10 protein-coding genes, 1 other RNA gene and 1 pseudogene are annotated in these 16071 nt (G+C 74.7%); 9 read left to right on the top strand and 3 right to left on the bottom strand.

The window, feature by feature from the left end:
- Positions 1 to 479 precede the first annotated feature (479 nt).
- On the bottom strand, positions 480 to 4694 hold the full coding sequence (locus tag DMB38_RS11305; RefSeq protein ID WP_125938957.1) for an FHA domain-containing protein: 4215 nt from the start codon (positions 4692 to 4694) through the stop codon (positions 480 to 482).
- 533 nt (positions 4695 to 5227) lie between these two features.
- Here DMB38_RS11305 and DMB38_RS11300 point away from each other — a divergent pair.
- The 4 genes and pseudogenes from DMB38_RS11300 (at position 5228) to DMB38_RS11285 (ending at position 10773) form a co-directional block, all read left to right on the top strand.
- Positions 5228 to 6948 (top strand): annotated as a pseudogene (locus DMB38_RS11300) (serine/threonine-protein kinase).
- Positions 6949 to 7134: 186 nt separating this feature from the next.
- Entirely contained in the window at positions 7135 to 8508 is a 1374-nt protein-coding gene (locus tag DMB38_RS11295; protein ID WP_206337676.1) for a serine/threonine-protein kinase, read from the top strand.
- Positions 8509 to 8571: 63 nt separating this feature from the next.
- Positions 8572 to 9693 (top strand): peptide chain release factor 2, encoded by a 1122-nt coding sequence (gene prfB, locus DMB38_RS11290; protein WP_125935061.1) that lies wholly within the window; start codon positions 8572 to 8574, stop codon positions 9691 to 9693.
- Between the two features lie 330 nt (positions 9694 to 10023).
- Positions 10024 to 10773, top strand: coding sequence for a hypothetical protein (locus tag DMB38_RS11285; RefSeq protein WP_125935060.1), 750 nt, complete (start codon positions 10024 to 10026; stop codon positions 10771 to 10773).
- Positions 10774 to 10965: 192 nt separating this feature from the next.
- On the opposite strand, the gene DMB38_RS11280 is transcribed toward DMB38_RS11285, so the two are convergent.
- Complete coding sequence (locus DMB38_RS11280) at positions 10966 to 11163, bottom strand: hypothetical protein (protein WP_125935059.1); 198 nt, start codon at positions 11161 to 11163, stop codon at positions 10966 to 10968.
- Positions 11164 to 11379: 216 nt separating this feature from the next.
- Here DMB38_RS11280 and ftsE point away from each other — a divergent pair, with 216 nt between their 5' ends.
- The 5 genes from ftsE to ssrA all read left to right on the top strand — a co-directional run bounded on the left by ftsE (position 11380) and on the right by ssrA (position 15257).
- Positions 11380 to 12069, top strand: a complete 690-nt coding sequence (ftsE, locus tag DMB38_RS11275; protein WP_047016035.1) for a cell division ATP-binding protein FtsE — start codon at positions 11380 to 11382, stop codon at positions 12067 to 12069.
- Between the two features lie 30 nt (positions 12070 to 12099).
- On the top strand, positions 12100 to 13011 hold the full coding sequence (gene ftsX / locus DMB38_RS11270; protein WP_047016034.1) for a permease-like cell division protein FtsX: 912 nt from the start codon (positions 12100 to 12102) through the stop codon (positions 13009 to 13011).
- Between the two features lie 153 nt (positions 13012 to 13164).
- Positions 13165 to 14280, top strand: coding sequence for a S41 family peptidase (locus tag DMB38_RS11265; RefSeq protein ID WP_125938955.1), 1116 nt, complete (start codon positions 13165 to 13167; stop codon positions 14278 to 14280).
- A 17-nt stretch (positions 14281 to 14297) separates the two neighbouring features.
- A complete protein-coding gene (gene smpB / locus DMB38_RS11260; protein WP_047016032.1) occupies positions 14298 to 14777 on the top strand; it encodes an SsrA-binding protein SmpB in 480 nt (159 codons plus the stop codon).
- Positions 14778 to 14887: 110 nt separating this feature from the next.
- Positions 14888 to 15257: a transfer-messenger RNA gene (gene ssrA / locus DMB38_RS11255) on the top strand.
- Positions 15258 to 15353: 96 nt separating this feature from the next.
- On the opposite strand, the gene DMB38_RS11250 is transcribed toward ssrA, so the two are convergent.
- Positions 15354 to 16016 carry a hypothetical protein gene (locus DMB38_RS11250; RefSeq protein WP_125935058.1) on the bottom strand — a complete coding sequence of 221 codons (663 nt, stop codon included), beginning with the start codon at positions 16014 to 16016 and terminating at the stop codon, positions 15354 to 15356.
- Between the last annotated feature and the right edge of the window lie 55 nt (positions 16017 to 16071).

The raw sequence follows: 16071 nt of genomic DNA, 5'->3' as shown, positions 1-16071 counted from the left end.
AAACCTGCCCCGCGAGGTCTGTGCCGTTTTACCGGTGCGAAATGCTGTGGGGTATGTCCTACGCCCGGACCGGCGGGCCCGCAATAGCGCCTTCTGCGCAATCCCCGTAAGCGGCCGTTTCGTGATCCGTCCGTGACAGGGCAGCGTTCGGGAGGTGAAGGCGGGCCCAGGCGGGCCGGAGGCCGGGGAAGGCGCAGAAACCGCTGGTGGGGGGCTACTTGAAGAGAAACGGGCGCGGTCGTGGGGTGTGACGGGAGAGTTCGGCCGTTGGAGGGAGGCCGGTTGCGGTGGGTTGACGCCGGGGACTTCTGGGGTGGCAGATTGTTGCTGGGGGGACGGGTGGGGCGGATGGTGCGAGTGGGGCGTTGAGGGCAGGAGCGTGCGCGGACGGGCGCGCGCGAAGCGTGCGAGAGGCGTACGTGCCCACCGCGCGGCCGCCGTGCGCAGACGCGGGCCGGCCGGGACGGGGGTCGCGGGTCCTACGGAGACGGGGTGCGGGTGTCGTCCTGCGGGGCGGCGGGGGTGCCCGCGGCGCGCTGGAGGGCGCTGGCGAGCAGGGCCAGGTCGGTGGGCCCGTTGCCGAGTTCGCGCAGGGGGCGGCTCGTCGGGGGTGAGCCCATGCGGGCCCACTCCAGTGGCACGACGGTGGGCCGTGCGGTCGCCGTACGGGGGATCCGGCCGGTGACCCGCGCCGCCTGGAACGGCACCGGCTCCGCCCCCGCGGCGCACCACAGCCCGCGGCCGGGCGGCACGTCCTCGCCGCCGAGCACGACGTGGTGCGCCGCGCCGGAGACGGCGGCGGTGCCGGCGGTGGCCTCCGGCTGTGCGGAGGCGGTGACGAGGTGCATGCCGAGCGGGCCGCCGTCGCGGGCGATGGCCTCGACGACACGGACGACGGAACCGGCGGCGGGCCGCGCGGGGCTGCCGAGGGCGGGGGCCACGAGGGCGTCGTAGTCGTCGACGACCAGCACGACGGCGGGCGGCGCGCCCCGCCGTCCGGCGGGCGCGGTGGCGGATGCGGGGGCGGTGCCGTGCGGCGGTGTGGCGCCCGGGCGTTGCTGCGGTGCGGGCGTCCGGGTGCCATGGGGCGGGGTCGCACCGCGGCCGCCGGCGGTGCCTTCCGTACCCGCGCCCGCTCCGGTCCCGGTCCGTGCCCCTGCCCCCGCCGCCGGCACCGTGCCGGACTCGGCCCGTGCTCCGGCCACCGGCGTCTCCTCCGGGGCCGGTCTGGGGCGCAGCCGCAGCGTGTTGCTCTGCGCGGCCTGTATGTCCGCCGCGCCGCCCGGGCGCGGGTCGCCCGCCGCGCGGGGGCCGGGGATCGCCGGGCCCTGCGGCGCCGGTTCGCCCCCGGGGGCGTGCTGCGCTGCCCTCCGCTTGAACTCCGCCCACAGCTCCTGCGCGAACTCCCGCATCCGCACCGGGTCGGACGCCACCAGATATCCCGACACGTGCGGCAGGTCCGCCGCCGCGCCGAGCGCGTCGCCCCGCTCCCGGCCCGCGCCGTCGACGAGCACCAACTGCAGCCGCTCCGGCGGCTCCCCGGCCGCCAGCGCGGCGGCGAACGAGCGCAGCAGCTCCGACTTGCCGCCCCGGGCGGCGCCTTCGACCGCCAGCGGCCCGGCGGCGAGGTCGGCCATGAGCCGCCCGGTCGGCCCCGCGCCGAGCACCGCGCCCACGCGCGGGGCGCCCGAACGGGACTCCAGCCAGCGGGCGGTGAGCGCGGTGGGGGTGGCGCGGGCGAGGTCCAGCTCGTCCAGGAGGCGTACGGCACCGGGGAGCGCACCGCGGCGGGCGGGGTGGATGCCGTCCGCGTCGTCGCGCTCGCCGTACGGGGCCAGCGCGCGGGCCAGCCGCTCCGCCCACGCGGCGGACACGGCGTCGACCGTCCCGGCCGGTCCCGCCGCGGCGGGCCCTGAGGCGGCGGCCTCGAACCAGCCGCCGGCCGCGGCGGGTTCCGCGGGCGCCGCGGAGCCGTCGCCGCCGAGGCGGGCGCGGCCGGTGCCGTAGGAGGTCGCGGGGGAGGAGCCGGCGGGGTCGTCGTGCGCGGTGTCGTACGGACCGGGCGCCGTCGGCTCCGCGGGCCCCGGCGGCGGCGCCGTGGCCCGGGGGGCGCCCGGGTCCGCGGCGTGGCCCTCCGGTGCCGTGGCGGGGCGCTGGAGGAGCCGCAGGCTGGTGGCCACGTCACCGCTGAGCAGCCCGACCGCGCCGCAGGCGGCGAAGCCGGGGGCCGCGCCGCTCGCCGCCGCGTACGTCGCGGTCAACGGCGAGGCGGGGGTGGCGGGTGCGGTCTCGGCGAGGCAGACGAGGTGCACGCCCGCGGCGGGCCCGCGCTCGGCGAGCAGGGCGACGGCGTCGCGGACGGCGGCCGTCCCCGGATCACCGTCGACGACGACCACGCTGCGCGTCCCCGGCACCGGCTGCTCCAGCCGCCGCTGCAACTCGCCCACGCGCGCGGCGGCCTGCTCCCGGTCGTACGCGAGCAGCAGCCGGCAGTCCTGGCCCTGGCGCGGCCGTACATGGGGGAGCCAGCCGGCCCACGACCAGTCCTCGACGCGCGACTCGTGCGGCCGGCTCGGGTCGGCGGCGATCAGCACCAGCTCGAGGACGTCGGGCCCGTGCAGCGCGGCGAGTTGGGCCACGACGGAGCGCGCGAGCCCGGCGAGCCGCCCGCGCGGGCCGGCGAGCGCGAGCGACCCGGCCCGCCGCAGGTCGACGGTGAGCGGGACGGTGCCGCCCCCCGGGCGGAACTCGGTCCCCAGCCGCACGACGAGCGTGTCGGCGTGCGCACTCCCGCGCCGGAAGACGAGTCCCCGCCCGGCGGAGCCGCCCGCGCGCGGGGTGGTGCCCTCCGCGGCGCCCGGCTGCGCGGGGATGCCCGCTACGGCATCGGCGGCACCGGAGCGGCCGGGAGTGCCCGCGTCCGGGCCTGGGTGCGGGAATCCGCCCGCGGCTGCGGGGGGCGCGGGGTGGTGCGCCGGGGTGTCGTCCGGGGCGTAGAGGAAGCCGGGCCGGTACGCCGCCTCGCCGGCCAGGGCCGCGAGCAGGACGGTGGCGGCGTCCGGGTAGCGCTCGTGCAGGTCGGTGGTCTCGCCGGGCCGGGAGGCGGTACGGGCCGTGGCCGGGGCGCCGGCCGCCGGCTCCGCGGCCTCCTCCCGGCCGCCGAGCCGCCGGGCCCACGCCCGGATCCCGCGCCGCGGCGGCTGCGGTACGGCAGCGGCGCCCGCCGCCCCGCCGCGGGACCGCAGCTCCGGCGGCACGACCGTGCCCCGCGTCGGCGTACCGCTCCTGCGCGGGGCGGCCGCGCCCGGTGCACGCGCTCCTTCGGCGGCGGTGCGCCCGCGCGCCCGCCCGGCACCGGACTCCGCGGCACCGTGCCCCGCGGCACCCTCCCGGGGATCTGCTTCCGCCGCACGTCCGACCCGGTCGGGGCCGAGGTCCCCGCCGCCGTACCCCGGTTCCGCGCCCGTGGCGGGCCCGCTGAGGTCGGCGGGGACGCGTCTCCCGCCGTACCCGGCGTCCGCCGCCGCGGAGCCGTGGACGCGTGCGCCGTCCTCGTCACCGCGCGCCGGGCCGTCGTATCCGCCGCCGTCCGTCCGGCCGCCGTGCGCGCGGTCCGCTCCCGTGCCCGATCCGCTCCCGCCGGGGGTCTCGTGTCCCTCGCCGTACGCGGTGCCGCGCGTGGCCCGCGCCTCACCGGCCGCGTCTCCGTCCCCGCGGACCGCGTCGGGATTCGTCCGGCCGTGCACCCCGTGCGCACCGGCGTGCGTACGGTCCGCTCCCGCGGCCGTGCCACCTCCGCGCGGCCCCGGGCGCCCGCCGCCGGACTCGCCGCCGCGGGCGGGGCCCGCGCCTCTCGGCGCCTTGCCGGACCGGGCGCCGCCGGCACCCGGACGTCCGCCGTGCTCGGGGTCCACGTCCGCGCCGCCCCGGGCCGCGTCCCGCGCACCGCCGTCTCCGTACTCCGGGCCGCCGCCCGCCGGCCAGCCGCTGCCCAGGCCCGCCGTCGTCGTGCCCTGGTCCCCCGGCCGGCGCTGCTCCGGGACCCGGCCGTGCTCCGCCGCCCCGGCCCCCGGCCCCGCCGTGATCCGCAGCGCCGACTCCCCGACCCGCAGCACCGCGTCCGGGCGCAGCGGCACCGGGGTCGTGCCCACCGCCACCCCGTCGATCGTCGTGCCGTTCGTGGAGCCCAGGTCCGCCACCGTGACGCCGCCGTCCGGGGCGACCGTCAGTGCGCAGTGGAGCCGCGAGACGTCCGGGTCGTCCAGCGGGACGTCGGCGTCGGCCGATCTGCCGATCCGGATCTGGCCGCCGTGCAGCAGGTGGACACCGCCCGCGTCGGGGCCCGCCACCACCCGCAGGCTCGTGACCGCCGCCGCGTCGGCCGCCGGGGGCTGGCCGTGGCCCGGGTCCGCGGGGCCGCCGAGGCTCAGGACCGCGCCGTCGACCAGCGGGGGTTCGCCGAGGAGGACGCGGTCCGGGTCGAGCAGCCGCTGTCCCGCGTAGACCGCGACGCCCGCGCCGCCGCCCGTGCCGCCCGCGGTGCCCCCGCCGCCGCTCGCGGCGGCCGCGGCGGCGTCCAGGAGGCCGCCCGCCACGGCGCCCAGGGTCGTGCCGGCAGGTGCGGTGACGATCACATCGCGACCGCGGGCGGCGGCGCCGCCGCGCGCCGCCTGGACGGTCAGCCGGATCTGCATGCCGGTCACCGCTCCCTTCCCTGGGCAGGCCGATTCGAGGGCCGCCGTCATATTCCCATCTCCCACCGACAGCCCGCTGCGAGACCGGTGTTGGCGGATCTTGTATGGCCGCTTCCTGCCCCGACTCCGACTTGAAAGTTGCCGTTACGGACCATTGTTGACGCCTTCATCAGCCCAACGGGGCAACCAACGACCGGGTGGCTGACGTCCTTCCTTCGCACAGGCGTCACGGAACGACCGCGGGCGGGCGATACGGCGGCAGGCACGGGTGGGACGGCGCCGCGCGCGGGTACGGCGTCCGCAGGGGTACAGGGACGAGCGCGGCGATGCGGGTACCCGGCGGACGAGGGCACGGCACAAAACAGGAGGCGCCTTCCGGAAAACCGGTGGCCAGGGGCTGACCGGGACGCCGGACCCCGGGTCCCGCCCGACCCCGGCGGGCGCCGCGGTGACGCCACTAGAGTGGTGCAGATGGCGCACGGACCGACCGGTCCGCGGGCCGCCAGGAACGATCAGACCAGGGAGCGCATGACGTGCGGCCGGTAGGCAGCAAGTACCTCCTCGAAGAGCCGCTCGGGCGCGGCGCCACGGGCACCGTGTGGCGCGGCCGCCAGCGCGAGACGGCGGGGGCGGAAGCCGCCGTGGCGGGCAGCCCGGGCGAGGTAGTCGCCATCAAGGTCCTCAAGGAGGAGCTGGCAGGCGACCCCGACGTGGTGATGCGGTTCCTGCGGGAGCGCTCCGCGCTCCTCCGCCTCACCCACCCGAACATCGTCCGCACCCGCGACCTGGTCGTCGAGGGCGATCTGCTGGCCCTGGTCATGGACCTCGTCGACGGTCCCGACCTGCACCGCTACCTGCGAGACAACGGCCCCTTCACGCCCGTGGGCGCCGCCCTGCTCACCGCCCAGATCGCGGACGCGCTGGCCGCCAGCCACGCCGACGGCATCGTCCACCGCGACCTCAAGCCCGCCAACGTGCTGCTCGCCGGGAGCACCGGGCCCGACGGGGCCGGCCGGATGCAGCCGATGCTCACCGACTTCGGCATCGCCCGGCTCGCGGACTCCCCGGGCCTGACCCGGGCCCACGAGTTCGTCGGCACGCCCGCGTACGTGGCGCCCGAGTCCGCCGAGGGCCGCCCGCAGACCTCCGCCGTGGACGTCTACGGCGCCGGCATCCTGCTGTACGAGCTGCTCACCGGCCGGCCGCCCTTCGGCGGCAGCTCCGCCCTGGAGGTGCTCCACCAGCACCTCAACCAGGAGGCGCAGCGCCCGCCCGGCCTGCCGGACCCGATGTGGACCGTCGTCCAGTCCTGCCTGCGCAAGAACCCCGACGAACGCCCCAGCGCCGAGAACCTGGCCCGCGGCCTGCGCACCGTGGCCGCCGGCATCGGCGCCGGCGCCACCCCGGAGCAGGCGACCGCCGCCCTCGGCGTCGCCGCGCTCCTCGCCGCCGACCCGCACCCCGCGCAGGTCCCGGGCACCGGCACCGGTGCGTCCGACCCCACGCAGGTCCTCCCGGGGGCAGCGGCAGCGCCCCCGGGCAGCAGGGCGCGTACGACCCGAACGCGGCCACCAGCGTCCTGCCCGCCGGCGCCGCGGGAGCCGCGGCCGGTGCCGGCGCGGGCGCCGCCGCCGCGCACGCCCAGCAGGGGCCCGGGTCCGAGGACGGCACCCGTGTGATGCCCGTCACCGAGGGGCCGCCGCAGCCGGAGGGCCCGCACCCCTGGGAGACCCAGATGCGCGCCGCCCGCGACCGCGGCGAGCAGACCCAGCAGATCGGCTACCTCGACCCCAGCGAGGACCCGCTGCGCCGCCGCCCGCCGCGGCGCGTCCAGCGCCGGCAGCCGCCGCCCGAGGCGTACGCCGCCCCGCCGCAGCGCCGCGAGCCGCCGCCCCAGCGCTACGAGCCCCGCCCGCAGCCCCCCGCGCCCCCGCCGCAGCCCCCGCGCGAGCGGCGGCGCAGCGCGAACCCCATGCGCATCCCGGGACTCGGCTGCCTGAAGGGCTGCCTCTTCACCGTCCTCATCCTGGTCGTCGGCTCCTGGCTGATCTGGGAGCTGACCCCCGTCCAGGACTGGATCGCGGACGGCAAGGGCTTCTGGGACCAGATGACCGACTGGGCCACCGACCTCAAGAACTGGATCTCGGAGTTCAACGACGCCGCCGACGACGCCCAGAAGACGAAGGACGACATCGACTCGGGTGTCAACGACGTCCAGAAGGGCATCGACGGCCTGAAGAACGGCGGCCAGTAACCGGAGCGCCCGTGACCGACGGGCCGGTCTCCGTGGACCGGTGACCGCCGCGGAGCGGTGACAGAAGGGGCTCCCCAGGCCCCGAACCGCCCCCTGGCCTGTGAGCATGCCGACAAGTCGACACCCACGGGGGGTTTCCGCGCCGGTCCGGCAGCCAACGCCCGTGGCGCCGCGTAGCTTTGTGGCATGGCACGCAGAATCGGCAGCCGATACGCCGCCCATCAGGTGATCGGACGCGGCAGCGCGGGCACGGTGTGGCTCGGCGAGGGCCCGGACGGGCCGGTCGCCATCAAGCTGCTCCGCGAGGACCTGGCCGAGGACCGGGAGCTGGTCGAGCGCTTCCTGGGGGAGCGCGCCGCGCTGATGAGCCTGGACCACTCGCGCGTCGTCGGCGTCCGCGACCTCGTCGTCGACGGCCGCGACCTGGCGCTCGTCATGGACCTCGTCCGCGGCACGGACCTGCGCACCCGGCTGGAGCGCGACCGCCGGCTGCTCCCGCAGGCCGCCGTCGCCATCGCCGCCGACATCGCGGAGGCCCTGGCCGCCGCGCACGCCGTGGGCCTCGTCCACCGGGACGTCAAGCCCGAGAACGTCCTGCTGGACTCCGACGCCCCCGCGGGCGCGGGCGGCGCGCCCCCCGCGCTGCTCACCGACTTCGGCGTCGCCAAGCTCATCGACGCCCCCAGCCGCGCCCCCCAGCCCCCGCCCCCGCCCCGCGGGCGGGGCGGCACGGCGGCGGGCACCCGGGTGCCGACCCAGCGCCGCGTCATCGGCACCCCCGACTACGTCGCCCCGGAGATCGTCGAGGGCCTGCCCGCGCGCGCGGCCGTCGACATCTACGCCCTGGCCACCGTGCTGTACGAGCTGCTGGCCGGCTTCACCCCCTTCGGCGGGGGCCACCCGGGCGCCGTGCTGCGCCGGCACGTGACGGAGACCGTCGCGCCGCTGCCCGGCATCCCCGACGAGCTCTGGGAGCTGCTGCTGCAGTGCCTCGCGAAGGCACCCGCGTCGCGGCTGCGGGCGGTGGAGCTGGCCGCCCGGCTGCGCGAGATACTGCCGGACCTGGACGGGCTGCCGCCGCTGGACGTGGAGGAGTCGGCGGACGGCGCGGACGAGGCGGGCGGCCGGTCGCCGCACACGATGCGGCTCGGCGGCGACCGCGAGACGGCCCCGGCCGGAGCCCTCGCCACCGCGGGCGAGCCGGGCGTGACCGGCGCCGGCGGCCGGCCGCTGCGCGGCTCGGTCCCGCTGGTACGGTCCGCGGCCCCGGACTCCAACCGGGACACCCACACGAGCATGCGGATGCCCAGCGCCGACGAGCTGGCCGGCGGCGCCCGGGGCACCGCGCGCGTACCGCGGCTGGCCGGCCAGCCGCGGCCCGGCTCGGCCCGCGCCGCCCGCGCGACCGCGACCCGGGCGAAGCGGCTGAAGCTCACGGTCGCCGCGGCCGTTATCGCCCTCGCGGGCGTCGGCGGCTGGCTGGTCGCGTCGGGCGGCGGCGACGACGGCGGCGGGGGCGGGAGCGGCGGCGGCGACCGCTCCACCACCTCGGAACCCTGACTCCGTCCCGGTCCGCGGATACGCGCCACCTGCGGTCGGAGCGCGCAGCGGTACTCTGGTGGGGTGGCAGCACCTGATGTATCCGAATCGCTCAAGGCCCTCGGCTCCACCATGGACTCCATCGAGGCCGTGCTCGACCTCGACAGGCTGAGGGCCGACATCGCCGCGCTCGAAGAGGAGGCGGCGGCCCCCGCCCTCTGGGACGACCCGGAGAACGCGCAGCGGGTCACCAGCCGGCTCTCCCTCCTCCAGGGCCAGTTGCGCAAGATCGAAGAGCTGCGCGGGCGGATCGACGACCTCGAGGTCCTCTTCGAGCTCGCCGAGAGCGAGGGCGACGCCGACACGCAGCGCGAGGCCGAGGGCGAGCTGTCCGACGTCCGGCGCGCGGTCGAGGAGCTGGAGGTGCGCACGCTGCTGTCCGGCGAGTACGACCAGCGCGAGGCGATGGTCAACATCCGCGCCGAGGCGGGCGGCGTGGACGCCGCGGACTTCGCCGAGCAGTTGCAGCGCATGTATCTGCGCTGGGCGGAGCACAAGGGCTATCCGACGGAGGTGCTGGACACCTCGTACGCGGAAGAGGCCGGCATCAAGTCGACGACCTTCGCCGTCAAGGCCCCGTACGCGTACGGCACTCTCTCCGTCGAGCAGGGGACGCACCGCATGGTGCGCATCTCCCCGTACGACAACCAGGGGCGCCGCCAGACGTCGTTCGCCGGCGTCGAGGTGCTGCCCGTCGTGGAGCAGACCGACCACATCGAGATCCCGGAGAACGAGATCCGGATCGATGTCTTCCGTTCCTCCGGGCCCGGCGGCCAGTCCGTCAACACCACGGACTCCGCGATCCGCATCACGCACCTGCCGACCGGCATCGTCGTCTCCTGCCAGAACGAGAAGTCGCAGATCCAGAACCGCGCCGCCGCCATGCGCGTGCTCCAGGCCCGCCTGCTCGCCAAGCGCAAGGAGGAGGAGCAGGCGAAGATGAACGCGCTCAAGGGCGACAGCGCCGGCTCGTGGGGCAACCAGATGCGGTCGTACGTGCTCCAGCCCTACCAGATGGTCAAGGACCTGCGCACGACGCACGAGGTGGGCAACCCGCAGGCGGTCCTCGACGGTGAGATCGACGGCTTCCTGGAGGCGGGCATCCGCTGGCGCAAGCAGCAGGAGCAGGCGGCCGCCGAGGGCTGATATCCGCCGGTCGCGGGAGCGCGTCCGCGGCCCGGTCCTTCCGCTGCAATTCCACGGCTGACCGCGGGCGTTGCGGGTCCCAGAGCGAGTGTCACAGTCGTGCACCACTTACCCCGGACATTGGCCGGGAAAAGGTACAACCCCGTCTCAACTCGCTTGACGCTCCAGCGAATACCCGAGAGGCTTGCCGCCGAGCTTTCTGCAGGTGTGTGGGGTTCGTGTGACTCAGGGGGGTAAGCCCGCCGCGAACAGGCCCCGTACCGACGCCAGCCCACTGACGAGTACGGCTACTGGGGGTAGCGAGCAATGACGAACAAGGTGCGTGTACGGGTGGCGCGAATCGCCGCCAGCGCGCTGATCGCCGGCGGAGCCTCGCTCGCCGCTGCCGGAGCGGCGCAGGCCACCGGCGACGACGGCGGCGGCGACAGCGGTCGCCAGGGCAACGGACTTGAGGTCAGCGCGATCGCGGGTGTGGCCGGCATCGGCGCGACCGACACCGGCGGCGACGTCGCCGGCCCCGGTGGCGTCGACGACGGCGGCACCACCGACGACGGTGGTACGACCGATGACGGCGGCACGACCGACGACGGTGGTACGACCGATGACGGCGGGACCACCGATGACGGCGGGACCACGGACGACGGTGGTACGACCGATGACGGCGGGACCACCGATGACGGCGGGACCACGGACGACGGCGGCACGACCGACGACGGTGGCACCACGGACGACGGCGGCACCACCGACGGCGGTGCCGACGACGGTGGTTCCGGCGACGACGGCGGCTCCGGCGACGACGGTGGTCAGCAGACCACCGGCGGCCAGCAGACCACCGGCGGCACCGGCGGTGGCGACACCGACTGCGAGCTGGACGGCGACAGCGTGATCTGCGAGGCCGAGTCGACCTCCGGCGGCAGCGAGCCCTCGCCGGCCGGCGACAGCGAGCCGCAGGAGCAGCTCGCCGACACCGGTTCCAGCGGCACCACGTACCTGCTCGTCGGTGCGGCCAGCATCATCGCCGGCGGCGTCGGCTTCCGGCTGCTGCCGCGGCTGATGACCCGCAACGAGTCGGCTGCCTGACCCAGCCCCCGCCCCACAGGCGACACGAAGGGCCCGGAGCGAATCGCTCCGGGCCCTTCCGCGTCTTTCGTAGCGCTGTGTGGCGGTTTCCGGCACTTCGCTACGCACCGTCGGTGAAGCGATGTGACGCAGATCACATACGTGGGTTTCCCGGGCGCCGTACGCCCCGCGCCCCCCGCGGACTCCGCCGCGCTACGCCGTCCGCTGCTGCAGGAACAGCACCGCCGCCACGGCCGCCAGCAGCGCCAGCAGTATCCACACCGTCGTCGGCGTCACGCCGTGCCAGCCGTTCTCCTGGCGCATGCGCTCCCTGCTCGCCCGGCAGACGGGACAGCGGCCCTCGCTCACGGGCCCCGCACAGCTCGCGCAGACCAGCCAATCGCGTGTCATGTGCTTCCTCCTCCCGCTTCGCTCTCCGTGCACCGCCGGTTCCGTTTCTCCCTCTACCACTGTGCCAGGTCCGGACCGAATCGGCGCGTGTCAACGGATTCCCCGCCGGCACCCGGGGCGGTTTGTCCGTGACGAAACGCACCAACCGCCCACGGCGACTGCGCGCCCCCGCCGCATTCGCGTAAGGTCACCTGCGACCGCGACAGGGAGCCCAGCGTGATCCGATTCGACAACGTCACCAAGATGTACCCCAAGCAGAACCGTCCAGCGCTCCAGGACGTCTCGCTGGAGATCGAGCGCGGCGAGTTCGTGTTCCTCGTGGGGTCCTCCGGCTCCGGCAAGTCCACGTTCCTGCGGCTCATCCTCCGCGAGGAGCGGACCACGCACGGCCAGGTGTACGTGCTCGGCAAGGATCTCGCCCGGCTGTCCAACTGGAAGGTGCCGCAGATGCGGCGCCAGTTGGGCACGGTCTTCCAGGACTTCCGGCTGCTGCCGAACAAGACCGTCGCGGAGAACGTCGCGTTCGCCCTCGAAGTGATCGGCAAGCCCCGCGGGCAGATCCGCAAGACCGTCCCCGAGGTGCTCGACCTCGTGGGCCTCTCCGGCAAGGGCGACCGGATGCCCGGCGAGTTGTCCGGCGGTGAGCAGCAGCGGGTCGCCGTCGCGCGGGCGTTCGTCAACCGGCCGATGCTCCTCATCGCGGACGAGCCGACGGGCAACCTCGACCCGCAGACCTCGGTCGGCATCATGAAGCTGCTCGACCGCATCAACAGGACCGGTACCACAGTGATCATGGCCACGCATGATCAGCAGATCGTCGACCAGATGCGCCGGCGCGTCATCGAACTCGAGTTGGGGCGGCTGGTCCGCGACCAGTCGCGCGGTGTCTACGGATACCAGCACTGAGCCGCTGCCCCCGGAGCTGAAAGGACGGGCATGCGCGCCCAGTTCGTCTTCTCGGAGATCGGTGTAGGTCTCCGCCGCAATCTGACGATGACCTTCGCGGTGATCGTCTCCGTGGCCCTGTCGCTGGCCCTGTTCGGGGCCTCCTGGCTCATGGGCAAGCAGGTCGACACCATGAAGGGCTACTGGTACGACAAGGTCAACGTCTCCATCTTCTTCTGCAACGAAGTCGACGCCGAGACCTCGCCCAACTGCGAGCGGGGCGCGGTCACGGCCGAGCAGAAGAAGGAGATCCAGGACGACCTGAAGGCCCTCGACGTCGTCGAGAGCGTGCACTACGAGTCCAGCGAAGAGGCGTACAAGCACTACAAGGAGCAGTTCGGCGACTCGCCGCTGGCCTCCTCCCTCACGCCGGACCAGATGCAGGAGTCCTTCCGCGTCAAGCTGACGGATCCCGAGCGGTACGAGGTCATCACCAGCGCCTTCGCCGACAGACCCGGCGTCCAGGAGGTGCAGGACCAGCGCAATGTGCTGGAGAGCCTCTTCAACCTGCTCAACGGCATGACGTACGCGGCCATCGGTGTGATGGCGCTGATGCTCGTCGTGGCGATCATGCTGATCGTCAACACGGTACGGGTGTCGGCGTTCAGCCGAAGGCGGGAGACCGGCATCATGCGGCTGGTGGGCGCGTCCAGCGTCTACATCCAGTTGCCGTTCATCGTCGAGGCCGCCGTCGCCGGGCTGATCGGCGCGAGCTTCGCGGCCGTGCTGCTGGTCGGCGGCAAGCACTTCCTGATCGACAACTGGCTCGCCGACAAGATCCTGTTGATCAACTTCATCGGCTGGGACGAAGTGATCCGGGTGCTGCCCCTCGTCGTCGCGATCGGGCTGCTCATGCCGGGTATCGCGGCCTTCTTCGCGCTGCGGAAGTACCTCAAGGTCTGACAATCGGGGCGGGTGTGGCGTAGGCCACGTGCGTGCAGTGGCGGGGCCAACTCCCCCTGCCGCACCCGCCGCTGTCCTACACTCAGCGACATGTCGGGCCCGGCTGACAGCGACAGGCCCCGCAGCGCCTTCCGCCGCGGGGCCTCCCTGACGTTGGTCTTCGTCAGCGTCCTGGCCACCGGCGCCGCCACCGGGTCCTGGCCGGGCGAGGCCGAGCGCCCGCCCAAGGTGCTCACGGGGCACGTCGCCGACGAGCAGGACTACGAGCCGCGGGCCGGCGAGGGCGACACCGCCGGCTCGGCGGGCGAGCTGGTCAGCCGCAGCGGAGACCGCTGGTCGACGGCGTACAGCGCGCGCGAGTACGAGTCGCTCCAGCAGATGCTGGCGGGCAAGTACGTCGGCGTCGGGCTGTGGATCAAGACCGACGGGGCCGGCCGGATGGAGATCGCCCAGGTGGGCGAGGAGAGCCCGGCCGCCGAGGCCGGCATCCGCGCCGGCGACACGCTGCGCGCCGTCGACGGCACCCCGGTCGCGGGCCGCCCGGTCACCGAGGTCGTCGCGCTGCTGCGCGGCGAGGAACTGGGCGAGGGGGCGCGAGGAAGCACGGTGGTGCTTGCGCTCCAGCGCGGCGAGCGGCGCTGGACGCGGCCCGTGCGCCGGGTGGAGCTGACGACCGAGCCCGTGACCGTACGGCAGGACAGGCCCGGGGGCGAGGGCGCCGCGACCCCCGTGATCCGGGTGGAGAGCTTCACCCGGGGCAGCGGCGCGGAGGTGCGCAGGGCCGCGGCGGAGGCGCGCGGCAGCGACGGCCTCATCCTCGACCTGCGGGGGAACTCCGGCGGCCTGGTCGTGGAGGCCGTCGAGGCGGCGTCGGGCTTCCTCGACGACGGGGTGGTGGCGACGTACGACCTGGAGGGCAGCCAGCAGGTGCTGTACGCGAAGCCGGGCGGGAACACCCGGACGCCGATGGTCGTCCTCGTCGACGGCGGCACGATGAGCAGCGCCGAGCTGCTGGCCGGGGCGCTCCAGGACCGCGGCCGCGCCGTCGTCGTCGGCAGCCGCACCTTCGGCAAGGGCTCGGTGCAGATGCCGAAGGCGCTGCCGGACGGCTCGGTCGCCGAGCTCACGGTCGGCGAGTACCGCACCCCGGCCGGGCGCAGCCTGGAGGGCGTCGGCGTCACCCCGGACCTGGACCTGGCCGTCGCCGGCGGCCGGAGCGCCGAGGAGGAGGCCCGGACGGTTTTGAGTGGCCTCGGGAGCGGCGTCTAGGCGACAATGGCCCGGCTATGGGTAAAGACACGGGTCGCAAGCTGATCGCGCAGAACAAGAAGGCGCGGCACGACTACCTCATCCTCGACACGTACGAGGCGGGGCTCGTGCTGACCGGTACCGAGGTCAAGTCGCTCCGCCAGGGCCGGGCCTCGCTCGCCGACGGCTTCGCGCACCTCGACGGCGGCGAGATCTGGCTGCACAACGTGCACATCCCGGAGTACTCGCAGGGTACGTGGACGAACCACACCGCGCGCCGCAAGCGCAAGCTGCTGCTGCACCGGGCCGAGATCGACAAGCTGATCGGCAAGACGCAGGAGACCGGGCTGACGATCGTGCCGCTGGCGCTGTACTTCAAGGACGGCCGGGCGAAGGTCGAGATCGCGCTGGCCCGCGGCAAGCGGGAGTACGACAAGCGGCAGGCGCTGCGCGAGAAGCAGGACAACCGCGAGGCGCAGAAGGCGATCTCCGCGGCCCGCCGCAGGTTCCGCGGCTGACCTGCGCGGACGGCGCGCCGCGGGGTGGAATACGGTGGCACGGCGCGGCGTTCCTCCAGTAGGATGTCCGCAGCGGCTCCTGAGGGCTGCGCACCTTGAAAACACCACATGGGGATGATCGGTTTCGACAGCGGCTGTCGGAACAGGAGAAGCGAGCCGAGGAAGCGGCCATGATCTCGTTAACCACAGGCCGAAACAAATAATCGCCAACACCAAGCGCGATTCCTTCGCCCTCGCTGCCTAAGTAGCGACTTGCGAAGTGTCAGCCCGGGGCTGTTCCCGACCCGGATCCTGGCATCAGCTAGGGAACTCCACTGCTAGACCCGGTCACGGGGTGTAGCAGGACAAACCACAGTGACTGAGCCCGTCGGAGACTTGTCCGCGTGATCTCCGGGGCCGAGAAAAACGTAGCGGACTGCGCTCGGAGAAGTCCTGTCCCTGCACCGTTGGACGCGGGTTCGATTCCCGCCATCTCCACGAATGCGATCGGCGACCTGTGCCCACGGAAGTGTGGGCCGGGTCGCCTTCGTCGTTTCTGCGCGGCTTCGCCGCGCCCGGCGGGGGCGTCCCCTGTCGTCACTGTCTTCCGATGTGGTCCCTCAGGCGGGTCAGCAGGGGCTCGGCCACCGGCCTGCGGCGGTACAGGAGCACCGGTGGGGTCGTGAACTCGCCCAGTGCGTGGGCGCCGGGGCGTAGCTTCGGGGACGTCCTCGTCAGCGTGACGCAGAACCCCGCCTCCGCCACCCGGCTCTCGTGGAAGTCCGCCGCGGACGCCGCGTAGAAGCGGCCGGGTCCCAGCAGCCGGTCCTCCACGACCTCCAACTCCGCGACCTCCTCCGTCCGCTTGAGCACGGAGAGCCGGCCCCCTCCCTCCGCCCGGTACAGCGGCCCGCGCACCCCGCCCGGCGCCCCGCCGAACCGCCGGTAGCGTAACTCCCCGTCGATCACCAGGCTTTCCAGCGCGTACGCGTGCCGGTGCACGGTCAGCGTCCGTGCCGCCGGATGCCGTTCGCCGCGCGGCCAGCAGTGCAGCGCGTACCGCCGGCGTGATGCGGCCCCGGCCAGGTCGAGGCGGAAGCAGCCCAGCGGGTGCCACAGGGCCGGGCGCCCGCCGGGGGCCGGCGTGTCGAGCAGCTCGCCGAGTGCGGCAAGGGCCTTGCCGGCGTCCCGGTCGTCGAAGGCCGCGGCGAGCGCGGGCATGACAAACTCGTCGCCGGACATCGAGGTCTCCGCGGGCATGTGGGAGGTGGACCATCGGTCTGCGGTGCGTCCCATATGCAAGCAACGCCGCGCG

Source organism: Streptomyces sp. WAC 06738 (assembly GCF_003945505.1).
In the GTDB taxonomy this organism is placed as follows: Bacteria; Actinomycetota; Actinomycetes; order Streptomycetales; family Streptomycetaceae; genus Streptomyces.
This window is presented reverse-complemented; position numbering and strand designations above follow the sequence as displayed.